20 protein-coding genes, 1 tRNA gene and 1 pseudogene are annotated in these 22733 nt (G+C 71.5%); 15 read left to right on the top strand and 7 right to left on the bottom strand.

Annotated features, from left to right (window positions below):
- Window positions 1-39: 39 nt before the first annotated feature.
- The 15 genes and pseudogenes from ACQRUO_RS00785 to ACQRUO_RS00715 all read left to right on the top strand — a co-directional run bounded on the left by ACQRUO_RS00785 (window position 40) and on the right by ACQRUO_RS00715 (window position 14056).
- Window positions 40-738, top strand: a complete 699-nt coding sequence (locus ACQRUO_RS00785) for an SAF domain-containing protein (RefSeq protein ID WP_428313748.1) — start codon at window positions 40-42, stop codon at window positions 736-738.
- Window positions 738-1547 carry a hypothetical protein gene (locus tag ACQRUO_RS00780; RefSeq protein ID WP_428313663.1) on the top strand — a complete coding sequence of 270 codons (810 nt, stop codon included), beginning with the start codon at window positions 738-740 and terminating at the stop codon, window positions 1545-1547. Before ACQRUO_RS00785 ends, ACQRUO_RS00780 begins: the two co-directional genes overlap by 1 nt.
- Window positions 1544-2899: a CpaF family protein gene (locus ACQRUO_RS00775; protein WP_428313662.1), complete on the top strand. Its 1356-nt coding sequence runs from the start codon at window positions 1544-1546 to the stop codon at window positions 2897-2899. The genes ACQRUO_RS00780 and ACQRUO_RS00775 overlap by 4 nt, the downstream gene beginning before the upstream one ends.
- Window positions 2896-3771, top strand: a complete 876-nt coding sequence (locus tag ACQRUO_RS00770; RefSeq protein WP_428313661.1) for a type II secretion system F family protein — start codon at window positions 2896-2898, stop codon at window positions 3769-3771. The genes ACQRUO_RS00775 and ACQRUO_RS00770 overlap by 4 nt, the downstream gene beginning before the upstream one ends.
- A 170-nt stretch (window positions 3772-3941) precedes the next feature.
- Complete coding sequence (locus ACQRUO_RS00765; RefSeq protein WP_428313660.1) at window positions 3942-4652, top strand: type II secretion system F family protein; 711 nt, start codon at window positions 3942-3944, stop codon at window positions 4650-4652.
- Between the two features lie 43 nt (window positions 4653-4695).
- Window positions 4696-4917 (top strand): hypothetical protein, encoded by a 222-nt coding sequence (locus ACQRUO_RS00760; RefSeq protein ID WP_428313659.1) that lies wholly within the window; start codon window positions 4696-4698, stop codon window positions 4915-4917.
- 466 nt (window positions 4918-5383) lie between these two features.
- A pseudogene (locus ACQRUO_RS00755) lies at window positions 5384-5488 on the top strand (TadE/TadG family type IV pilus assembly protein); the annotation flags it as partial.
- 120 nt (window positions 5489-5608) lie between these two features.
- Complete coding sequence (locus ACQRUO_RS00750) at window positions 5609-5770, top strand: hypothetical protein (protein WP_428313752.1); 162 nt, start codon at window positions 5609-5611, stop codon at window positions 5768-5770.
- 44 nt (window positions 5771-5814) lie between these two features.
- Window positions 5815-6192, top strand: coding sequence for a pilus assembly protein TadG-related protein (locus ACQRUO_RS00745; protein WP_428313658.1), 378 nt, complete (start codon window positions 5815-5817; stop codon window positions 6190-6192).
- The gene (locus ACQRUO_RS00740) at window positions 6189-9023 is read left to right on the top strand and encodes a BTAD domain-containing putative transcriptional regulator (RefSeq protein ID WP_428313657.1); all 2835 of its coding nucleotides are present in this window, start codon (window positions 6189-6191) and stop codon (window positions 9021-9023) included. The genes ACQRUO_RS00745 and ACQRUO_RS00740 overlap by 4 nt, the downstream gene beginning before the upstream one ends.
- Window positions 9024-9962: 939 nt before the next feature.
- Entirely contained in the window at window positions 9963-10820 is an 858-nt protein-coding gene (locus tag ACQRUO_RS00735; RefSeq protein ID WP_428313656.1) for a DUF317 domain-containing protein, read from the top strand.
- Between the two features lie 291 nt (window positions 10821-11111).
- Window positions 11112-11498: a hypothetical protein gene (locus tag ACQRUO_RS00730; RefSeq protein WP_428313655.1), complete on the top strand. Its 387-nt coding sequence runs from the start codon at window positions 11112-11114 to the stop codon at window positions 11496-11498.
- A 33-nt stretch (window positions 11499-11531) separates the two neighbouring features.
- Entirely contained in the window at window positions 11532-11819 is a 288-nt protein-coding gene (locus ACQRUO_RS00725) for a hypothetical protein (protein ID WP_428313654.1), read from the top strand.
- A gap of 160 nt (window positions 11820-11979) precedes the next feature.
- The gene (locus ACQRUO_RS00720; protein ID WP_428313653.1) at window positions 11980-12816 is read left to right on the top strand and encodes a hypothetical protein; all 837 of its coding nucleotides are present in this window, start codon (window positions 11980-11982) and stop codon (window positions 12814-12816) included.
- An 85-nt stretch (window positions 12817-12901) separates the two neighbouring features.
- A complete protein-coding gene (locus ACQRUO_RS00715) occupies window positions 12902-14056 on the top strand; it encodes a hypothetical protein (protein ID WP_428313652.1) in 1155 nt (384 codons plus the stop codon).
- Window positions 14057-14108: 52 nt separating this feature from the next.
- Here the strand turns inward: ACQRUO_RS00715 and ACQRUO_RS00710 are convergent.
- From ACQRUO_RS00710 to ACQRUO_RS00680, 7 genes are all read right to left on the bottom strand, one after another.
- Window positions 14109-14185: transfer RNA gene (locus ACQRUO_RS00710), tRNA-Ile, on the bottom strand.
- A 79-nt stretch (window positions 14186-14264) separates the two neighbouring features.
- Window positions 14265-15059 carry a helix-turn-helix domain-containing protein gene (locus ACQRUO_RS00705; RefSeq protein WP_428313651.1) on the bottom strand — a complete coding sequence of 265 codons (795 nt, stop codon included), beginning with the start codon at window positions 15057-15059 and terminating at the stop codon, window positions 14265-14267.
- Between the two features lie 146 nt (window positions 15060-15205).
- Window positions 15206-16174 carry an NlpC/P60 family protein gene (locus tag ACQRUO_RS00700; RefSeq protein ID WP_428313650.1) on the bottom strand — a complete coding sequence of 323 codons (969 nt, stop codon included), beginning with the start codon at window positions 16172-16174 and terminating at the stop codon, window positions 15206-15208.
- A gap of 12 nt (window positions 16175-16186) precedes the next feature.
- A complete protein-coding gene (locus ACQRUO_RS00695) occupies window positions 16187-17140 on the bottom strand; it encodes a replication-relaxation family protein (RefSeq protein WP_428313649.1) in 954 nt (317 codons plus the stop codon).
- An 8-nt stretch (window positions 17141-17148) separates the two neighbouring features.
- Window positions 17149-19557, bottom strand: coding sequence for a type IV secretory system conjugative DNA transfer family protein (locus ACQRUO_RS00690; protein ID WP_428313648.1), 2409 nt, complete (start codon window positions 19555-19557; stop codon window positions 17149-17151).
- Entirely contained in the window at window positions 19554-21320 is a 1767-nt protein-coding gene (locus tag ACQRUO_RS00685) for a VirB4 family type IV secretion system protein (protein WP_428313647.1), read from the bottom strand. The genes ACQRUO_RS00690 and ACQRUO_RS00685 overlap by 4 nt, the downstream gene beginning before the upstream one ends.
- 5 nt (window positions 21321-21325) lie before the next feature.
- Window positions 21326-22300, bottom strand: a complete 975-nt coding sequence (locus ACQRUO_RS00680; protein ID WP_428313646.1) for a PrgI family protein — start codon at window positions 22298-22300, stop codon at window positions 21326-21328.
- Between the last annotated feature and the right edge of the window lie 433 nt (window positions 22301-22733).

Genomic DNA, 22733 nt, shown 5'->3' with positions numbered 1-22733 from the left:
CTGCGCATTCATGTCTTCGAGAGCTGAGGAGGTGTGGTGATGGTGCAGTTGAGGATTCCGTCGGCTCGGGACCGCCGTGCGACGTCCGGCGTTCCGGCCGTGGCGGGGGAGAAGGTGCGGATCGCGGCAGTGAAGCGGCGCGATCGGTTGCGGCTGTTCACGGGCCTCGCGGTGATGGTGGTCTGCGCGCTGATGTTCGGGGCGCTGGCGATCGCGACTGGGCACCGGAGCCAGGTCTTGCTGCTGGCAAGACCAGTGGTTGCCGGGCAGGTGCTGACGGCTGACGACGTGCGGCCGGTGCTGCTGTCGGCGGAGGCCGGGGCCGCGACGGTGCCGGCCGCTCGTCGGGACGAGGTGGTGGGGCGGAGGGTGAACGCCTCGCTGCCGGCGGGTCTGCTGCTGTCGGAGGGCTTGCTGGGTCAGGGGCCGACCGCGCCGGGCACCGCGGTGGTGCCGCTGGCGCTGAAGGAAGGCCGCTACCCGCCGATCCTCGACGCCGGTGACCGGGTGGCGGTGTACGAGGCCCACCCGGCCACGACACCGGGCGGGGCCGGAGCACCCGCCAGCGCTGCGGCGGGAGTGGAGGCGATGACGATCGATGTGCGGCCGGCCGGCGGGTCGTCGGACGAAGCGGTGGCGACGCTACAGGTGCCTACCGCCCAGGCGGGCCGGTTGGTGGCCTTGCAGGAGCCTGCGGTGGTGCTTCTGGGGTCCGCGGGCGCGGACGGTGAGCACTGATGGGCCTGATTGTTCTCGGATCGGCGAAGGGTGCGCCCGGGGTGACCACGTGTGCGCTGGCCCTGGCGGCCGCCTGGCCGGGTGAGGTGCGGCCGGTGGTGGCGGAGACCGACGTGGCCGGGGGAGACGCGATGCTGCGCTTTGGCCTGCCGGAGAGCCCCGGACTGGTCAGCATGGCGGCGGCCGCCCGCCGGTTGGGTCTTACCGCGTCGCTGGTGTCCGAGCACGCGCAGCGGTTGCCCGGCGGTGTCGAGGTGGTGGCCGCGCCCGCCGAGTCGGCGCAGTGCACTGCCGCCCTGGGCGCGCTCTCGCCGGCGTGGGCACGCGCGGATCTCGCCGGAACGCTGGTGCTGGCGGACTGCGGTCGGCTGACCACCGCGCCCGGTACCGCGGAGGTGGTCGGTGCCGCGGGTGTCGTCGTGTTGGTGAGCGAGGGCGCGGTGGAGGCGCTCGCACACACGGCCGAAGTCGCGCAACGGTTGCGTGGGTTGGGCAGAGCCGTGGTGGTTGCGCTCGTCGGGCCCTGCCGCTGGCCCGCGCGGGAGGTGACGGTGGCGCTGGACGTGTCGGCGTGTGTGATGCTGCCGCGCGATGCGGTCAGTGCGGCCCTGCTGCGCGGGGCGACGCCGCCGAAGCGCCGGTGGCGGCCGGCAGCTCGGTACCCGTTGCTCGATGCCGCTTGCAGCCTGGCAGTCGAGCTCGAACGGCTTCTGCACGTCCCCGTGGCTGGGTCCCACCAACCTGAGCAGCTTCCGCGAACGGCTTCGGCGGTGGGTCTGGCTACGGCTCTGCGAGGTGATCAAGGATGAGCGTGATCCCCCAGTACCCTCCCGCACCGACTGCCGGCGAGGAGGGCCGCAAGCGCGAGGAGGACTTCAGCGAGTGGTTGCGAACCGAGGTCGCGAAGCAGCTGGTGGCCGACGCGCAGGATAGGGATGAGACGGGTCAGCCGCCTCGGTCGGTGCACGAGCGGCGGGCTGTGGGCGAGCGGCTGCTGAGCGACGCCATGGAGCGGCTCACTGCGGGCCTGTTGGCGCAGGGGCGTCCGGCGCTGAGCGGGGACGCGGAGCGGCGGGTGCTGCGAGCGGCGCACGATGCGTTGTTCGGGCTCGGCGGGCTCCAGAAGCTCCTGGACGACCCGGGGGTCGAGAACATCCACGCCAACGGGTGCGACCGGGTGTTCGTCCGTTACGCCGACGGCCGCAAGGAGCAGGTTGGGCCGATCGCTTCCTCGGACGAGGAGCTGGCGGAGCTGATCCGTACGCTCGCGGCCCGCGGCGGAACCGAGGAGCGCCGCTTCGATCGAGCCGTGCCGCGGCTGAACCTGCAACTGCCCGGCGGGCAGCGCATGTTCGCAGTGATGGCAGTGTCCGATAGGGTCTCGCTGTCGGTCCGCATCCACCGTTACCCGCGAGCGACGCTGCCGCAGTTGCGAACCCTGGGCCTGTTCGATGCAGAGCTGGAGGGCTTCCTGCGGGCGCTGGTTCTGGCGCGGAAGAACCTCGTGATCGCGGGGGGCACGGACGTCGGAAAGACCACGCTGCTGCGAGGGATGACGTCGGAGATCCCGGCCCACGAGCGACTGGTGACGATCGAGGACACCTTCGAGCTCGGGCTCCACCTCGACGGGCTGCACCCGGATGTGGTCCCGCTGCAGGCCCGCGAGGCGAACATCGAGGGAGAAGGGGCCATCGACCAGGCGGAGCTGGTTCGTTGGGGTCTTCGGATGGCACCTGATCGGGTGATCGTCGGCGAGATCCGCGGCGCCGAGGTCGTGCCGATGTGCAACGCGATGAGTCAGGGGAACGACGGCTCCCTCAGCACGATCCACGCCTCCACGTCACGCGGAGTGTTCAGCAAGTTGGCCGCATACGCGGTGCAGGCGCCCGAGCGGCTGAGTCTGGAGGCCACGAACCTGCTGGTCGCCTCTGCCGTCCACTTCGTCATCCACCTCGCCCGCGACGCCGCCGGGCGGCGCGCGGTCTCCTCGATCAGGGAGATCGTTGACGCGGACGGCAGCCAGCTGATCTCGAACGAGGTCTACCGCCCCGGCCCCGACCGACGTGCCGTGCCGGCGGCCCCGCTGCGCACCTCGACCATGGAGGACCTGATCGCAGTCGGCTACCAGCGCCCCGACGCCGTTGGCGGGTGGGGGTTGTGAGCGCCCGCCTGCTGCTGGTGCTGCTGTTGGGTGCGGGATTCGGCGGGGGAGCGTGGCTGCTGCACAGCGGTCTCCGCCCGGCGGAGCCACCGGCAGACCGGCCCGAGGGGCGCTTGGTGGCCTTGTGGCGGGCTCACCGCCCGGCGCGCCCTGGACGACGGGTCGCGGTCACGGCGGCCGTGACGCTTCTAATGCTGGTGGTGACCGGCTGGCCGGTAGCGGGACCGCTCACCGCGGCGGCAGCCTGGTGGCTGCCCAAGGTGCTGGGCCGTGACAAGGAGCACGAGAAGGCGGTGGCCCGGATCGAGGCGATCGCGACCTGGACCGAGCAACTGCGCGACACCCTCGCTGCAGCCGCCGGCCTGGAGCAGGCTCTGCTGGCGACCACCGCCACTGCTCCGCTCCCGGTTCGCCCGAAGGTTGCGGCCTGTGCCGAGGCGATCCGGCGCGGTCAGCGTCTGCCGGACGCGCTGCGGCAACTGCAGGCAGACCTCGCGGATCCGCTCGGCGACCTCGTCGTCATCGCGCTCCTGGGCGCCGCCGGCCGGCAGTCCGGTCGGCTCGCCGACCTGCTCGCGGGCCTGGCCGGCTCCGCGCGGGAGCAGGCGTTGATGCGAGCCCGGACCGCGACGTCCCGGGCCCGGATCCGGACTTCGGTACGGATCGTCGTTGCCACGACGCTCGGCATGGCCCTTGCGCTGATCGTTCTCAACCGCTCCTACTTGCAGCCGTTCGACACCGCCACCGGGCAGTTGGTCCTGCTCGTGATCGCGGGGCTGTTCGCGCTCGCGTTCACCTGGCTGCGGCGGATCGCGACCTTCACCGAGCCCGCCCGCGTGCTCGCCGGTGCCGGGACGGAGGCCGCCGCATGATGTACCTGCTAATCGGCGCTGGCTTCGGGGCCGGCGTGTGGTGGGCATGGCTCGGCTGGCGCCCACCTGTCCCTGCCCTTGCCCGGGCCCTCACCCCCAGCGCACCGCCACCCCCTCGGCGTGCCGCTGTAGAGGCCGGTGGTTGGTCGGCACGGCTGGGTGAGCGGTGCGTGCCGCTGTTGCTGCGCTGCCGCCTGCCCGGAAAGAAGATCGCGGCTGACCTGCGGGCCCTCGGGATCCCGGTTGAGCGGCACCTTGCTGAGAAGGCGACCGCCGCGGTGGCGGGCGTCCTGATGCCCTGGTTCGCCACCGTGCTGCTGGCGATCGTGGGGGAGGGCCTCCCGCTGCTGGTTCCTGCCTGGGGCTCGGTGGTGGTGTCCGCTGTGCTGTTCCTCGCCCCAGATCTGTCGCTGCGTCAGCGAGCGGACCGGTACCGGGCTGAAGTCCGTCACGCGCTCTCCATGTTCCTCGACCTGACCGTCGTCGCGCTCTCCGGCGGCGCTGGCGTGGAGCAGGCCCTGACTGCGGCGGCGGCAGCCGGGCACGGGCCCGCGTTCACGGCCTTCCGCCGCGCCCTCTCGCAGGCCGAGCTGACCCGCACGCCACCCTGGGAACCGCTCGGGGAACTCGGTGAGCGCCTCGGCGTGCCAGAGCTCTCCGAACTCGCGGCCACAACTGCGCTGGCCGGCCAGGAAGGCGCCAGGGTCAAGGCGTCGCTGACCAGCAAGGCCGCCACGCTACGCGCACACCTACTGGCCGAGGCGGAAGCCGAAGCAGCCTCCGCCACCGAGCGCATGAGCCTGCCAGTCGTCGTGCTGTCCGCGGGCTTCCTGCTGTTCATCGGCTACCCCGCCCTCGCCCACGCCCTCTCCGGCCTCTGAACCCGTCCGTCCCTGCACCACCCTTTCGACAAGGAGAACCTCGATGCGTGACACGCTCACCTACGCCCGTTCCCTCGCCTCTGCGGTCGGGCGTCGCGTCGCCGCCACGTTCGCCGACGCGCGCGCTCGAGCCAAGGCCGAGCCGGACGCCGGCTACACCACGGAGACCGTCGTCGTCACCGCCCTGGTGGTCATCGGGGCGATTGCCGCGCTCGGCGCACTGATGGCGAAGGTCATGGACAAGGTTAACGGCATCAGTTTCTAGGAGCCCCAATGCGTAGACCAGGTCCACCAGACCGGGATCGAGGCGATAGCACGACTGAAGTGGCTTGCAGTATCGCGTTGCTGATGTTTCTGATCGCGGTCGTCATGCAGTTCGGGATGGCCGAGCACGCTCAGCACGTCGCCCAGGCGGCGGCCGCTCGAGCGCTGGCTACTGCGAGAGCCGAACACGCAACGGCTGCAGCGGGTCGTGCCGATGGGCAGTCCTTTCTCAAGCAGGTCAGATCAGGATCCCTGACAGATCCACAGGTAACCGTGCGGCGAACCGGTCGTGAGGTGAGTGCGGAGGTAACCGGCGGGGTGATGGCGGTGCTGCCGTTTCTCCACCTGCACGTCCGAGCCCACGCCAGTGGGCCTGTCGAAAGCCTCTCGTCTTCCACAGCCTGATCCGGAGGAGCCCACCCTTGCCCACCCGATTGCACCGGCGCGGAGACCGCGGATCGGCCTCAGTGCAGATGGTCCTGATCACCCAGGTGCTGATCACGCTGCTCGTGGCGGCCGTCGGGGCCGGCAGATTGGTCTCGGCCCGCCTTGATGTCGCGGATGCAGCCCATCAGGCAGCTCGTGCCGCCTCTCTCGCGCGTAACCCGGCAGCGGCGAGCACCGCGGCGAACTCATCGGCAGCTGCGGCCCTCGCGGACGCCGGGACCGGGTGCAGCAGACTCTCGGTCGCCGTGGACACCACTGCATTCCGGCCCGGCGGCCAGGTCAGCGCCACCGTGGCCTGCACTGCGGACCTCGCCGGTCTGACCGAGCTGCCCTGGCCCGGCTCCCACACACTCACCGAGACGTTCGCCGTACCTATGGAGACTTACCGTGCGGAGGAGAGCCGGTGAGAAGTCGCACGCCCGGCAGGCGCCGTAGTGGGGACGAGGGGACGGTGACAGCCTTCACCGTGGTCATCGTCGTGGGTCTGTTCGCCCTGCTCGGCCTCACCGTCGACGGTGGGCTCGCCCTGAGCGCACGAGTCCGCGCCTACGGCGAAGCACAGGAGGCCGCCCGCGACGGGGCCCGCCACCTCGATCTCAAACAACTCCGCGACGAACAAACTCTCGCCCTGAGCAGCACCGACGCGGAGCAGGCCGCCACCGCCTACCTCCGCGCCGCAGGCGCTACCGGCAGCGCGTCCGCCCGCGGTGACCAGGTGACCGTCACCGTCCACCGCTCCCAGCGCACCCAGATCCTCACACTCCTCGGCATCACGACCATCAACGTCACCGCCACCGCCACCGCGCACGCTGAGGAGACCGGCCAGTGACCCCGCACGTCGGCCGCATCGCCGCCTTCCTACGCGCCGCTGCGGCGGGGGCCGCCCTGCTCGGTTTGCTCGCCGGCCTCCCGTATGCCCTGCTCGTCTGGGCCGCCCCGTTCCGACCTCGGCACGTCCCCGACCTCGCCGAAGTCACTATTTGGGCCGCCAACCCACTCTCTGCGGTCCTGCTCCTGCAGATCCTCTACTGCCTGTGCTGGCTGCTGTGGACCTACCTCGTGCTGCAGACGCTTCGCGAAGTCCTCTGGCAAGCCGCCAATTTCCCCACCCTCAGCCACGGCGCCGGGCCGAACCTCCTCGCGCTGACCGCCCGGCGTACCATCGCCGGGCTGCTCGTCGGCACGATCGCCCTCGCCATCGCTACCAGCCTGCGAACCACACCCGCTGCTCGCACCAGCACCACACTCGCGGCATGGACCGCCCCGGTCGTCGCCACCGCGCCCGCCGTCCCGGTCGCCGCGCCGATCACCGACCAGGCACCGAAGGCGTCGGCGGGCCCGGCGGCTCAGCCAGCCGCGTCCTGCACGGTCCAGCTCGGCGATACCCTCTGGGACCTTGCCGAGCGCCACCTCGACAACCCCCTGCGCTGGCGTGAGATCTACGCACTCAACAAGCAGAGACTTCAGGCTGACGGTACCCGCCTCAGCGATCCAGACAGGATCACTCCGGGCTGGACCTTCCTCCTGCCATCCGGGCCCCCGGCGACCCCCAGCCCCGCCCCACCGGCGCCCGTCCAAGCCCCACCGAGCACCACCCAAGCCCCGGCTCCGGCGCCTACGCCTGCCGGACGGCCTGCGCGACCGACGCCCGCGCAGGCACCGCACACAGCAGGGCAGACCAGCCAGTCAGACCGCCCCACCGTCGTACCGCAGCATTCCCGTGCGACCGGAGTCCAACTGCCCAGCGGGGCCGGCTACCTCGCGCTCACGGTGGCCGCCACCCTCAGCGCAGCCGCTGTCCGGCGAACCCTCCTCCGGCGCCGCGACTTCCAACTCGACGACGTGACCAGCGCGAACGAGCCCCGCCCAGAGGAGACGTCCCTCGTCGCAGCGATGCGCGGCATCAGCCGGCACCAGCAGGACCTCGCCGCCACCAGCGTCCCGCCCGGAGCCGAGACTCCCGACGTCCCCGTCGGGGCCCGCGGTACCAAGGAGCAAGGCCTTCTCGACCTGCTGACCAAGCACGACCACCGGATGCTTGCACTCGCCGGCCCCGGCGCCGAGGACGCTGCCCGCGCGCTGCTCGTCAGCGCGCTCACCGCGACCGCACGCGTGCTGCTGCCCCGCACGGAGCTCGCTCGCCTGGCGCCAGGCCTCCCTGACAGCCGGCTCCACCACTGCCGTCTCGTGCCCGACACCGAAGCCGCCATCAGCGCACTGGAAGACGAGCACCTGCACCGCGCTCGCCAACACCACGAAGGCACAGGTCCAGCCGACCAAGCCGACCCCCAACTGCTCATCCTGCTCACTGGCTATGAGCCGCGCCACCATCAGCGCCTGCGGACACTCGTCGAAGTCGGCCGCGCTGACGGCCTCGCGGCCGTGGTGCTGACCGACGCAGCCGTCCCACCAGCCGACGCGCTGGTCTACTACGTGGCCTCCGACGGCAGCGCCACTGCCACAAGCACGCACGAACCGGACTCGCTCCGTCTCTTCCACGTGCCGACTGCCACCGCGGACATCCTTCTTGCCCTCCTGCCGCAGGCTGATGAGCAGGTCCCAGATCCTCGACAGCCCGTAGAAGCGTCTCCGCTGACAGAGGCACCAGAACTGGGTGACAGTTCTTTGATTGAGGCCAAAGAGAGCTCAGTGCCCAATTCCGAGGACGATAAAGGTGATACCTCGGAAGGAATTCGGGAAACTGAGAAACTGGGAACACTGAGTGAGTCCGATGCCTCTCCTGGGGCGCCATCGAGCCCTTCGTCTGAGCAATCCAGCCCACGCAAAATTCCGCCAGTGCCATCAGACGACGTACCGGCGAGGCGGCCGGTCAGCATCAGCCTGCTCGGCCCCCTGGCCACCACCGTCCGAGGAGAACTGATCACTCGCGGCCTCACGGGCTACGCCGGGGAACTCCTCGCCTACCTCGCCACTCGCCCCACCGGCTCGACCAAGGACGCCGTCCTCGAAGCCATCTGGCCCGAGAAGGAACTGGCCACCACGGGCACCGAGGCCTTCCACACTGCGAAGAAGAGCATCCGCGGCGCGCTCCGAACCGCACTCGGCGCAACCACCTCCGCGCCGGTGCTCCTACAAGCCGGTGGCCTGTGGCGGCTCGACCCCGCACTCGTCGAGACCGACCTCGAACAGTTCCACGCTGTCGCTCGACGCGCGGCCACCACGACCGACCCGGCCGAGCGCACCGCCGCCCACCGCCGGACCGTCGAGCTCTACCACGGCGAACTTTGCCAGGGCCTGGACCGCCCCTGGCTCACCGCCCCGCGTGAGGACACTCGCCGCCGCGTCCTAAACGCTCTGGGCGCCCTCGCCGCCAGTGCGAGCGACCCTGAGGAAGCCCTCGGTCTGCTCGAACGTGCTCTGGACCACGACCCGTACAACGAGCAGCTCCACCTGCGCCTCGCCCGTCAACACACCGCACTGGGCCGCAGCGAGGCTGTTCGCCGCACGCAGGAGCGCCTACGCACCAAGCTGGCTGAGATCGACGAGCGCCCCACGCCGGCCGCCACTCGGGCGTTCCAGGACCTCCTGGTTCCCACGCCTTCCCAGCCAATTCCGAGTCGTGCGGGTGTGCAGCGGCCCTACCCGGTGGCAGGGAACCGAGCTGTTCGGCCGGGGACTGGTGCTCCCGTTCCGCGATGAGTCTGGGCTTGCTTGATGCGGGGACCGGGCTGTGTTGACTCAAGGGCTGTCCCGCCGTCGGTGTAGTGGCGAACGCGGTGGCCTGTGGGGTGTCCAGCCATGGGTGTCGTTCCATGGACGTCCCTCCTGGTGTCGAGTCATAGGGCGGACGCCCTGTCCCGCGCCGTAGCCGCAGGTCACGGGCCAGCTGGGTAAGCCCGGCGCAGCCAGACTCAATACCTGGTGGGTAGGTCCCACCCGGTCTTGCGCGCCGCCCGCCTGCCTGGTCCCGTCCCGGTTCGCGAACATCTCCGGCGTCTTCCTGGCCGCCATGACCTGTGACTGCTGGCGGGCCAGCGGAATGGTGCGGCCTTGGCAGGCGCGATGCCCCCGCGAAGCGGTGGGCGAGCGCCCTGCCCGGGGGTGCCTGCCCGGGGGTGCCTGCCCGGGGGTGCCTGCCCGGGGGTGCCTGCCCGGGGGTGCCTGCCCGGGGGTGCCTGCCCGGGGGTGCCTGCCCGGGGGTGCCTGCCCGGGGGCGGAACCGCCGGCGCTCTGGGGCACCATTTATCCCCCGAACGGGTGATATTCGGGCCGCCGTGGCGGGGCGTGTCCTGTCAATCGGTCGTGCGGTCCCGATTCGACGAGCGAATGCGTCGAGCCGCCGGAATTCGACGACACAAGGTGTCGTGAAATCCTCGAAACTCCAGCATTTCCAAGCCTGGGCAACGACTTCACATCGTCCCGTGGTCGAGCTACCTTTTAAATGTGCCCGGAACGCCCGGGGGTGGAAATTCCACCAGAAACCACGAAATTGGCATGGCGGGTGAATTGTGTCCGCATCCCAATGAAAAGAGAGCCTGAAATGGGGCTGAGTGCCATGGTGCGCACCCTGCCCCAGCCCATCGCCCGCTGACCCCACGCCCACCCGCACCACCGCAAATCCGAACGGAGAACAGCACCATGACCAGCACGCCCCCCGTCCCCGCCGCCTTCGTGCCCCCGCCCATCAACCGCCTCGACCTCACGCCCAAGCCGGCCTCGGCCGGTTCGGTCTCGCAGCCGCTTGCCCCGGGTACCCAGCTGGCGCGCCAGCTGAGCATCACCCCCCGCTTCCTCGCCGGCGCCGGTGAGGAAGAGGACGCGCCGGAGCGCCCGCTGGCGGAGTCGGTGATGACCCCGTTGGCGGACGCCGGATGGCACGTCTGGGCCGACGAAGTCGCCAACATGCACGTCACCAGCCCGTGCGGCCGTGCCTACTTCGGGTTCCTGCCGGAGGAGAACCCGGAGCCGGTGGGAATCTGGAAGGCCTGGGTGCGCCCCGACCACTACGGCCCGCGGACCTGGATGGCCACCTTCTCCGATGACCTGCCCTACGAGTTCGTGCGCGCCTTCACCGCCCGCTGGGCCGCGGAATACCGTCCCGACGACCCGGCGTTCGCCGAGCCCGACGACGGTCACCGTGACGGCATTGAGCGGGTCCTGACGGTTCTCCGGGAGGCCGGCTGGGACCGTGACCCGACGACCGGCATCGGCCACGCGGTTGAGCTGTGGACGGCTCCGGGTGGCCTTGCCGGACTCGAGTTGCGCGTGCGGGCCTCCGGCGGGATCGAGCGCGAGATCCTCGGCGGAGTAGCGCGGTGGGCCGTGTGGGCGGCCCCCGCGCCCTACCGCCGGCGGCTGTGGGCCGCGGACTTCAGTACCAGTACGCCGACGGGACTGATCGCCGCCTTCTGCCAGGCCGTGGTTGACCCCATCCCGCTGATCCGGGAGGAGCACCAGATCCCGCGCATCTGCCGCGACGTCGTCACCCGCGCCTGACACAAAGCCAGGCGGTGCCGTCCCCGCTCGAATCGGGGGCGGCACCACCTCCCAGGATGCCAGGGCCCGCAGTCCCGTACCAGCCCGAAGGCCCGGACACGAACTGGAGGAAGTGCACCCAGCACTGGGCGAGCCACCTCCTGCTCATGACCTCCTCTGTCCACCCTCCAGCGGCGAGGACCTGAACCCCGCCGCGAGGACGCTGCAGCTGGCCAGGCGGTCAGGCACCTGATGACCAACCGCCCCGGCCAGCGCGCCAGCCAGTCAGCACCACAACGAGAGGACCCGACCATGACCACCGACGCCCAGCCCACCGCGCCCGACCCCATCTGGCAGCCCGGCGTCTCGATGGCCTTGCGCGTGCTCGAAGCCCATCGCACCCACCGTCCGCATGAGGGCACCGCCCTGGGCGACGCACTCGACGGCATCGCCCGCCTCATCGCCCACACCGCCCGCGAGCTCGACGCCGCCGTCGACTACCTCCGCGACGGGCTCGGCCACATCACCCACCGCCTGGACACCCTCACCGGAGCCGGCGTGCTGAGCCCCACCAACGACATCCCGAACACGGCGGTCAACGCCGTCGCCTTCGACCTCATGGGCGGCATCGCCCAGGTCCACGCCCGCCACCTCCAGCGCCTCATCCAGACCTACGACCAGCTCCACACCCCCAACTGACCCAGCCCAGCCGACCAGGAAGGAACTCCTGCCGTGACCCAGCTCCACCTCACCGTCGCCGACCTGCTCGCCAGCCTCACCGGCCTGCACCCGCACACCCCCGTCCGTCTCGCCTTGTCCCCCGAGTGGCCCTTCGAGCACTACGTCGGACCCGTCACCCCCACCCCCGACATCCCGCCCACCAGCGCCCCGAGCACCACGGTCGCCGAGCGGCTCGGCACGGTGTGGATCGGTGACGGCGGCCAGATCGGCCACCTGCCCGCCGAGGCCTGGGTCGCCCTCCACCGCGAACCGGACGACGACGCGCCGCACGCCGCCTGAGCGACACCACACACCGGCACCGCATCACGCGGCTACGCCGGGCCACCGCCCACCGCACGGCCGATCTCGAATGTCCGCCGCACGGTGACGCGAACCGGGCCGGGGCCAACCAGGCCTCGGCCCACCCACCAAACCTCCGACCAACCGTCAGGAGACCCCAGTGACCGAGCACCTGCACGCCCTGCGCTCCCTCACCGCCACCGTCCTCACCACGGCCGTCACCACGGCCCTGACCACCGACGACCGCTTCGCCACCGCCTACCAGGCTGCCCAGACCGCCGCCTCCGCCAACGTCTCCGTGCCCGGCCACCGTGAACTCCTCCGCCGGGAAGCCGTCTTCCGGCTCGCCGATGCCGCCCACCTCGCACCCTGCGGGCTCCTCACCCTCAACCTCGCCCAAGGTCTCGACAACCGGGACCGCGCCTGGCCCCGACCCGTGCGCCGCTCCGCGCTTCTCACGGCGCTCGCCCACCTTCCTGCCCCCGCCGCCGACGTTCCCGCCAACCAGGCCGGCCGGCTGCCCCAGGGCCACGCCCCGGCCACGCCTCGACTCGCCCACCTCCTCCACGGCGCGGCCCGCCGCGCCGCCATCCTCCTGCGCACCACCGCCCCCGAGGTCCGCACGCTCCACCGAGCACTCGCCATGGCTGCCCAGCACGAGGCCGGCGGCCTGCCCGGGGGGTACGAGCTGCTGCTCGAGCGCGAACTCACCCTGCGCATCGCCCTCAGCCTCGCGCTGCCGGTCACCGGAGCCCTCGCCCCGGGCCTGGACCTCACTCTCGCCCGAGCCACCGGTACCGCCACGCGCACCGACCTCGCCGACCTGATCCTCATCGCGGTCCGCCCCAACCCCGCCCGCCCGGCCGTACTCGCGGTGATCGACGGCCACATCGACCGGGTGCCGCCGCAGCGCAGGCGCACCGCCGGGTGCTCGTGCGCCTGCGCCACCGGCGGGTTCTGCCGTGGCTGCGGCCACTCCGGCTGCGGCCGCCGCTGATACCCACCCTTCACCAGCCTGGGGCCGTATCTCGCCGACGGCCCCAGGCGTCCCAACCCGCCGAGCAGGCCGAGGAGCCAGCAACATGTCCGACACCATCACCAACTCCATCCCGACCACAATCCAGCCGGTCACCGCGCTCACGGGTGCCGCTGCCGACATCTACACCGAGCTCTGCGGCCAGCAGGGCGTCACCGCCGCTTTCCTGGCCCTCGCTGCCGGCGTCAGCCCGTCCGCGGCCCGCAAGGCCCTCGTCACCCTCGAGCAGCGAGGCCTCGCCCGCCGAGCCCTCGGTGGTAACGACCGCACCCGCCGCCTGCCCGACCTCTGGTCCCCCACCAACCCGGGTGCCCCCACGCAGGCCGGAGGCGTCGACCAGCCGGCCGAGCCGGCCGAGGACACCTCCGCTGCCAACGAGTTGCCGAGCGTCGCCGGCGAGTCCGCCGCGGACACGGGTGGCGTCGGCTTCCCGCGGCAGCTGACGCCCGACCACCCGGTCGGCCCGGAGGTCACCGCGGCCCCGATCGACCAGCCGGTGCCCGGCAACGCCAAGGCCACCGCACAGTGGCCGGAGTTGGATGACGAGGCCCCGCTCACGCCGGAGGTCCCGAAGGCCGATGGCGACCCGAGCGGCGACGACGTGCGCACGGGCGGCAGCGAGGGCCCCTCCGTGTCGGAGAGCGGCGAGACCTTGCCCATGGACACCGAGAGCGGTGCGGCGGCGGTCGGGCCGACGACGGTTGAGACCGGCGCCGAGCCGCTGTCCGCCGCGGACAGCCCCGGGCAGCCCCTGCCTCTGGAAGGGGCGTCCGGGATGCACCCCAGCGGGCCGACGGAGCCCGCTGGCAGCGACGACCAGCCGAACCTGAGTGCCCAGGCACAGACCACGGGGGAGGGGAGCGAATCCTCGAACGCGATCGCCGAACACGTTTGCACCTGCAGCTGTGGCAACACGATGCGGCCTCGCTCGCGAAAGCGCCCGGCCGCCCCCGCGAGCAGCGGCGGGCCCAGGCTCGCGCCGGGGCAGTTGCACCAGATGGTGCTGGACCACCTGCGCGCCAACTCCGGTCAGGAATGGACCCCGACCGGCATCGCCAGGGTCCTCGGCCGGTCCTCCGGGGCCATCGGCAACGCCCTGAGCACCATGGTCGACCGGGGGGAGGCGTTCATGACGTGTGACAAGCCCCGCCGCTACCAGGCCGCCCGTCCCGTTGCGGACGACGGGCCAGGAGCCGGCTGAACCGGCGAATGCCGAACGCCCGGAGTGCGTATCCACTCCGGGCGTTCAGTGCTGGTGGGCCTAACAGGACTTGAACCTGTGGCCTCTTCCTTATCAGGGAAGCGCTCTAACCGTCTGAGCTATAGGCCCTTGCCGCGCGGAAACGTTAGCCGACCAGCAGGTGGTCTCACAAATTCGGCAGCCTTCTCGTGCTACTCGGAAATGCCTTTCAGGGATTTGGTGGGGCAGTAGCCGGTTCCTGTTCCGGTAGGGATGTCCAGACCTTGCGAACGAAGCTGGGGCTGCGGTGAGCGAGGCGGGCGGTCTCGCGTTGGCTGAGGCCGTTCAACCGGCCCTGGAGGATGCGGGCACGGGCCTCGTCGGCGTCATTGGGCGCGTGCGTGCCGCCGTCCGAGGGAGGGGTGCGCACCAGGTCTCCGAACGCGGTGCGCGGGGTGCCCACCTCAGGTGTTGAGGTCACCGGAAGGGCATCTGGGGCGCTTGCGGTCGGGTGCTCGGCATAAATGGTGACCGGGTGCGGACGGAACTGGGCGGGCTGGTCGGCACCTTCGGGGTTCGCGCTGGTGGACCCGGGGCGGGGTCTCGTTGGATCAGGGGTTGTCGGTGAGCGGTTCGTGACCACCGTGGTAGGGGGTTCGAAGTTGGTCAGCTCGCGGCGCCAAGCAGGCCCGGCTTCGCCCAGAACGAGCAGGAGGATAGGCGCGATGAGGTGGATCGTGATGCCGACCGGATCGTGGCGGAGGGCGGCGTCGCCGGTGTTGACGAAGACGGAGCATGCGCCGGTGGTCCAGCGGAAGGCGGTGGGCCAGGGGCCGCCGGTGGTGCCGCAGCGGGCGAGTGCGGCGTCGGCTTGGAGGGCCATGACGAAGGCGGCGTCGATGCCGGCGGCCAGGATCCAGCCGGACCATGGCCAGGGAGAGTGCGCACCGATGAACTGGGCGCCGGTCATCGCGGAGAAGGTGCACACCGCGGTGATCAGGATCCAGGTTCCCAGGGTGATCACTTGGCCGGTGTGGCGCAGCTCGGTGGCGGTCGGCAGAACGCGTGGGGGTGGGTAGGACACGGGCGGTGCGGCTTCTGGTGCTGGCGGGGTGGGCTGTTGGTGCGCACCGGGTGCCCAGCGGTGCGCACCTGTCCCATCGACAGCGATCACCGCCGTGCTGTCTGCTGGTTGGGGGTGGGGCGGGCGGCGCCGAGGTAGCGGTCGTCGTGGTGGCGCGCGGGTTCGGTGCGGACGGTGGTGCCGGTGTGGGCGGCGTCGATCATCTGGCCGTGTCCTGTGTAGAGGCCGACGTGGGTGATGTGCTGGAGGTCGGTGCCGTAGAAGAGGAGGTCGCCGGGGAGCAGCGGGGCGGGGGTGGGGACCTTGGGGGTGGCGGCGTACTGGTCCTGTGCGACGCGGGGGAGTTGGATGCCGGCGGCGGCGTAGGCGGCCTGGGTGAGGCCGGAGCAGTCGTAGCCGTGGCCGGGATCTCCGGTGCCGCCCCATTCGTAGGGGGTGCCGATCTTGGAGCGGGCGAAGGTGATGGCTGTTGCTGCGGCCGGGCTGGTTGCGGCGCCCGGGCTGGCGGCCTGGGCGTAGTCGTGGGCTTGGGCGAGGACTTTGTCGACGTACCAGTCGGCGTGATTGTAGGCGTAGATGGCGGCGTGCAGGTCGTGACCGTTGCGGGCGCCGTTGGCGCAGAGCAGGCGGGCGGCGGCGTGGACGGCGTCGGTAGGGTCCCAGGGGGTTGGCGGGGTGGCGCCTCCGGGTGGGACGGGTTGGGCGTACTGGTTGAAGGTGTCGGGGAGGAACTGCATCGGTCCGACGGCTCCGGCGCTGGAGACCATGTCGGGGGCGCGGCCGTGGTCGGTCTCGACCTTGCCGATGGCGGCGAGGACGGTCCACGGCAGTCCAGGGCACTCCGGCGCTGCCTGCTCGTAGAGGGTCAGCATCGCCGGTGGGATGTCGGAGGCCGCAGTGCCGTTGGGAGAGCTGTCGTCGCCGAACAGGAAGCTGAGGAGTCCGCCGCCAGCGAGGGTGGAGACTGCGGCGGTCGCCGCGGCTGTGATGACGGTGAGGAAGGCAAGGCAGCCGGCTCCGGCCGCGATGCCGATACGGGCGGCGGTGGACTCCATGTCAGTTGCCGGTTATCGGAGTCGGTCGACGGCCGTGCTGTGGGGTGGCGGCACCGGCCCGGGAGCGGGGATATGGCGCGCACCGGTGCTCGGTTGAGTCGACTGCTCCTCGGTGAAGGCGGCCCGAGCCGGGTGCTGGTGCTCGGGCCAGGCGCCAGGAAGTTCGGCGAGGTTGGCGCGGGCTGCGCTGTGGGTGAGGGGGAGCCAGGCGCGCTCGGCAGGGTGGTGTTGGTCGCGGCCGGTGGTCGCGACGCTGATGCGGTTGAGGGCTGGGTGGTGGTTGAGGCGTTGGTGGAGGTTGATCTCGCGGGTGGTGCTGTGGAGGGTGAAGAGCAGCAGGGGTCGGGTGCGGGTGGCGGTGGCGAGTTCGGCGTAGTTGTCGAGCTTCGCGGCGAGCCGGGGCAGGGGTTCGGTTCCGGTGTCGTATTCGACGAAGAAGGCGGTCTGCCCGTGCGGTCCGGTGTGGTGGCCGTAGCCGTCGGGGGCGGCGAGGTCACCCCACAGCCGGGCGCAGCGCCGTTCCGACCACCAGCCGGTGAGCTGGCCGCCGGTAGTGGGTCGAGCGAGCTGGATGAAGAAGGTTCGCAAGCCGGTGTCGTGGGTGAGGAACGGGGAGAACAGGGCGCGGGTGGCCTGGTCGCGGTGCCAGCCGAGGGCAGCGGGTGTAGTGGCGTAGCGGGCGGCGAGGAGGCTGGCGCCGGTGGCGCCGAGGAGATGGTGTTCGGGGGCGGAGCCGGGGCGGTGGTGAGGGCGGAAGGAGCTGAGGAGGCCGAGGTCGGTGAGGGTGGCCAGACGGCGGTTGACGGAACGTCGGGAGACCCCGAGAAGCTGGGTGAGGTGGGTGGAGGTCAGGTAGGTGTGCTCCAGCAGCATCTCCAGGACCCAGATGTCCCGGGCGGTCAGGCGCCGAATCAGGGCGTCGAGCGGGACGCGACCGCGGGGGCGGCTCGTCGAGGTGGTGGTCATGGGTGCTGTCACGTCCTTGCGTCGGGGCCGTAAGCGGCGCGGGAGGAGCGGCGGACGGCGGTGGCCCGTCCAGGAGTGAGGGACGGCAGTTGGATGGTGCGTAGGGTGCAGGCGGGAGTATTGGCCCCGGTGGCGACCAGCCGGGCGGCTGCCTGGTAGGCGCCGAGGTGCGAGAGGTCGTGGGCGTTGAGCCCCGGGGCCATATGGCGTTCGAGGTCGTGAGCGTCCTCGGGGGAGGCATTGAAGATGATCTTCGACCGGGCGTTCGCCGAGATACCTTCTCGCAGGTGTCGCGGGAGTTGAGCAAGGTTCTGGTGGGCGAGGACGAAGCCGAGCCGGTAGCCACGTGCCTCGGCGAGCATGTCCTCCAGCGGGTACGGCAGCGTGAGGAAGTTGTGGCATTCGTCCAGGTACACGGCCGCATCCCGACGCTCGGCTTCAGCAGTCCCGGCGCGGCCACGGGCGGCCTGCCAGGTCTTGGCAACCACGAACGAGCCCAGAAGACGAGCGGTTTCGTCGCCCAGTACGCCCATGGGGAGCCGGACCAGTGCGACCCCACCGTCGAGGACCTCGGCGAGATCGAAGGTGGAAGGCCCGCCGGCGATCGTCTGCTGGACGAACGGTCGCAGCAGCAGTGCGCGCAGCTTGTTCAGCAACGGGGCGGTGACCACGGCACGGGCGGGTTCGGAGAGCTCCTCGTACCAGGCCCAGAAGCCGCGCAGAACACGGTCCTCGACACCCGCGGTGCAGCGCCGGCGGTAAGTCGGCTCGGTCAGCAGGCGCGGCACGTCGGCGAGCGTCACGCTGTCGCGGGTGGTGGGCGAGGTCAGCAGGGTCAGGCAGGCGGCACGCATCACGTCGTCGGTTCGCGGGCCCCAGAAGGAGGCGAAGACGCGGCCGAAGATCCCGAGCAGGTTGTCCACGACGATGTGGGGATCGGAGCCTTCGACCACGTTCAGCCTGGGCGGGGCCGCGTGGTCGCCGGGGTCGAGTACGACGGTGCGGCCGAGCGCGGACTGGGGCAGGCGGTCGAGGACGTCGGTGACGAGGTCCCCCTTGGGGTCGACGACCAGGACCCCGCGGCCGGCGCGGGCGTCATCGAGGATCATGTTGGCCATCAGGGTGGACTTGCCCGAGCCGGTCGAGCCGAGGATGTGCAGGTGGTACCGCCCGTCGGCGACGGCCAGCCCGATGGCACGGGCGGGTCCGGCGTCCGCTGTGCCCACCGGTTTGACGCTCGGTCCGGGCAGCGGGATGGCCGGGACGGGAGGGAGGGAGCGGGCTCCTGCGCGCTGCACGCCTGGGGCGGAACCATCGAGAGGAAGGTGGGCGACGGCCGCGAGCTCGGGGATGCTCAGCAGATCTCCGCGTAGCGGGAAGTGGCGTGCTTCCAAGCGCTCCGCGGGGCGGCGCAGTCGGCGACGGGCGTAGAAGTTGCGGCCGGAGTACACGGCGAAAGCGGAGGCGACGGCGTGCGCCCGCCCGCGAGCCCGGGCCGTTGCCGCAGCGACGGCTGCGCGCAACTCTTGCTCCCCGTCCACCGCATCGGCGGATTTGGGTCGCACCGGGACAGTGACCGCGTATCGGATTGCGGTGTCCCACTGCGGTCCCGCAGCTTTGGTGAGCGCGGAGCGCAACTCGGCGTACTGCTCCGGATCCCGCGAGCCGGCCGTGGTACGCGAGGGCTGGTGGCTCAGGACGTCGAGCATTCGGCCCGCCCGGGCGGGCCCGTCAGCGCCGGTCCTCATGCGCTTGATCCGGTTCTTGGCCCGGCGCACCCGCGCCCCGGTCGCGGGCCGGACGAGGACGCTGACCGTGGCGGACTCACCAGGTTGCAGGGCGAGGCCGGCACCGAGGAGCGCGCGCAGTGGGTCGCTGTCGTGGTCGGTGCGCAGTGGCAGGATCTCCGGGCGGGCCAGGCGCAGGGCGCCGCCGGTGCTGAACAGCTGCTCCTTGCCGAGCGGAACCGGGCCGTCCTCGGGTTGGGCCTGGGCGCCGGGCCAGGCTGCCTCGACGGCCCGGCGCAGCAGTGCTTGCGGTACCGAGTCCGGTGCCCAGAGCCTGATGGTCAGCCCGCCCGTGGTGAAGTGGTACTCGAAGGCCAGGTGCGGCTGCCCGGAGAACAGCCGCCCGTACCAGGGGCGGAGCAGGCCGACCAGGTGGCTCCAGAAGGCTGCCGCGGCCATCGGGTCGACCTTGGGCGGGCAGAGCACGGTCAGTGTGCTGCCGTGGGCGGTCAGTTTGACCTGCTGCTTGTGGTGAAGCACGCGACGCAGCGCGATCGCGACACCGGCTGTCACCACGACCGAGGGGAGGAGCACGGACCAGTTGATGGTGCTCGCTGAGGTGAGGGTGGTGGGCAGCCAGTGGCCCGGGTCGGTGAGGAGGTGGCCGAGCGGCCCCCCATCGGCTGTCACCGATCCCCTCCCGAGGAGCTGGAGTCGGCGAGTTCGCCGGGGTCGGTGGTGATCAGCTCGTGTTCGATGCCGGAGGCGAGGGCGGTGAACGCGGCCCTCCGTCCGGGGCCGGAGGAGAGCAGGGCCTCGCCCTTGCCCGCGGCCAGGAGGTAGGCGGCCTCGCCCGCGGAGAGGCGGAACGCCTCGGTCACCGCGGCGATGGCCTGGGGCGCCTGACGCAGCAGGATCTGGGTGGCGGCGTTAGCGACGACGGCCCTGCCCAGGTCGGTGGCGAGAAGATCGGCGGTGTCCTGCGTGACGACCGACAGGCCCGCCCAGTGCTTGCGGAAGGACTTGGCCATCCGGTAGACGAAGCGGGCACCGTGGGCGTCGTGCATGATCAGCCACGCCTCGTCGATGACGACGAGCCGGGGGCGCCGGTCGTGCGGATTGGTGACGGTCTGCCAGATCCGGTCGAGGGTGAGCATGATCGCGGCGGTCTTCAGCTCTTCCGGCACGTCGCGCAGTGAGCACACCGTCAGGTGCGTGTTGGCGTGCGGGGTGCTGGGGCCGTCGAAGAGCTGTCGGTGCGTGCCGGTGGTGTAGGGCGCCAGGCGGGCGGCGAGGGCTTCGCCCTCCGGACCGGCAGCGGTCAGGGCGTCGGCGAGGTCGGCGAGCAGGGGCGCCGCGGCGGTGTGGGTGCGCGGGTCCAGGGTGATTCCGGCCTGCCGGTAGGCGGCGAGGATCGCCGAGTCCAGCAGCGCCTTCTCCGTCGGGGACGGGGTGGTGCCGAGCAGGACGGCGAGGAAGGAGTGCAGGAACAGGGCGCGCCGGGTGAGCTGGTCGGCGCTGCCGTCCAGCGTGAGAGAGAGCGGGTTGATGCTGGTGCCGGGCTGGCCGAGCGAGATCAGGGTGCCGCCTACTGCCTGCGCGAGGCGGGTGTACTCGTTCTCCGGGTCGATGATGAAGACCTGGACGCCCTGGTAGAGCAGTCGCAGGGCTTCGAGTTTGGTGAGGTAGGACTTGCCGGCGCCGGAGCGGGCGAGGGTGACGGAGTTGTGGTTGTCCTGGGCGAACCGGTCCCAGAGCACGAGTCCGGAGGCGGCGGTGTCCAGCCCGAGGAGGACCTCGCCCACGCCGGTCGCTGCACTCGGGTCGGCCGCGGGCAGGGCGGGGGAGGAGAAGGGGAAGCAACTGGCGAGCGCAGCTGTGTCGATCGTGCGGGTGCTGTTCAGCTGGTCGATGCCGAGCGGCAGGCAGGTGGTCCAGCCCTGGAGGGCGCGCCAGGTGGCGGTCTGGCAGCGCAGCAGCATGGACTCGGCGAGCGCGCGCACGGCGGAGAGTTCGCCGGCCAGGGATTCACGGTCTGCGGCGTAGAGGGTGAGGTAGAGGCCGACGCGGAAGAGTTTTCCTTCACCGCGGGCGACGCGCCAGGCGAGCTCGGCGGCATCCTCGGCAGCGGCCTCGGTTTCGGGGTCCTCCAGCCGGCCGTGACGCTGGCCGCTGCGGCGGCTGGATTCCAGACGGGCCCGCTGCTTGCGCAGCCGGTCGCTGGCCACGGCGGGTGGGACGGGCTCGATGTGGAGGGAGACGTCGAGGCGGCCGGGGTAGGTGAACAGCGGATCCAGCCAGCCCGCCATGACCTCGGCGGGGTAGCCCGTCACGATCAAGGTGGTGGCCAGCAGGTCGCCGACGGAAATGACCCGGGACTCGACCTGAACCGAGTCCGGGCCGAGGCCGAGCCCCCCTGCCTCGTGCCTTTCCTGATGCGGCTTCAGGAGCATGACGTTCACCAGACCTCTCCGAAGGCGGTTGCGGTGGTCACGGGCGTGTGGGGGAGCGCTGGATCGGGGTGCTGGGGGGCGTCGGGATCGCAGGCCGAGGCGAGTACTGCGAACGCCGCGCGCCCCGTGAGAGGTTGGGCGGGGACGTCGGCTGCGGCCAGCAGCGCAGCACTCTCCTCCCGGCGACGGACAGCCCGTGCGTCGGCTCCCCGGTCGAGGCCGGGCTCGCGGTGCACGATCAGCACCTGACGCTGCAACAGCTCGTGCTGATGGGTGAGGGCAGCGAGGAAGTCGGCATGATCCAGGCACGCCTGTTCCAGGAGCGGATGCGGCAAGGCGGGCGCGACCTGTCGCAACGCCGACACCGTCCGGCCGAGTTCGAGGAGACGGGTGCGCAGCAGGATCTGGACCGGCCCACTGAGTGCATTGAGCCAGCGGCCGAACGCGGCGATCAGGACCTGTTGCTCTCCGCCAGTGCGCAACGCGAGGTTCACCGTGCTGGCTTCACTGAGCGCAGCGCTCCCGGCGGGACCCAGTTCGAGCAGGCCATCCTCGCGGACGTCGGCGAGGGGCAGGGCCAACCTGCCGATGCGTTCGGGCACCTGGTGGTGCTGGGTGACTTCGTGCTGCCAGGGCAGGACGCCGGCTGTGGTCCTGCCGCCGGTCGGCGTGAGGTGCCTGGGCGCGCGATGGTGGCGCCAGGCGGCGAGCAACCAGCGGTCGAAGGGCAGGCCATCGTGGCGGGCGAGGACGGCGAGCGTCGCGGCCGTGCCGACCGGCAGCGCCATGGCGGCGAAGAGCAGGGGTGGCACCAGGTGCTTGCTGACCTGGTAGCCGAGCCACAGCACCGCCACTACCGCCCCGAGGTGGACGGCCTGGCGAGCGGTGAGCGGCCCGAGGACAGCGTCGTCCTTGTCGACGTCGGCAGGGATCTTGACCAGTGACGTCCACGGCTCATCGCCGTCGAGGCGGTTGATCATTTCGGCTTCCTAGGGCGACGGGTCCCATTCGGCGGCCCGCTGTCGAGCGGCGGGCGCAGCACTGCGGGGCGGGGAAGTGGAGGCGGAGTCGGGACGCGGGCGGGGCGCAAGGCGGTGGGGGCTGTGGACCTGGTAGCCGGCGGCGGTGTCCCCGGTGGTCCGGCGGGGGCACTGGGTTGTTGCTGTGGCCGCCCGGTGTTGGGGCCGCCGGTGGCGGCCGGTGGCCCCGGGGGTGTGGCTGGCCGGGTCGGTGTCGGGGCCTGACCGAGCGCGGGGGATGAGGGTGGTTGTGCGGTGCCGAGTTGGTTGGCTGGACTCCGGCGGCGTGGTTGGCCCCACTGGTAGACCGGGACTGTCGGGCCGCCCGTCCCTCCGGTCGGGCCGGGCGGCGCCCCGCCGTGCCCGCTGCCGGCCGGCCCTGGCGCGGCGGGTA

This window comes from Kitasatospora sp. LaBMicrA B282 (genome assembly GCF_050325825.1).
Taxonomy (GTDB): Bacteria; Actinomycetota; Actinomycetes; order Streptomycetales; family Streptomycetaceae; genus Kitasatospora.
The sequence above is the reverse complement of the archived record's forward strand: the minus strand, read 5'-3'. Positions and strand labels throughout refer to the sequence as shown.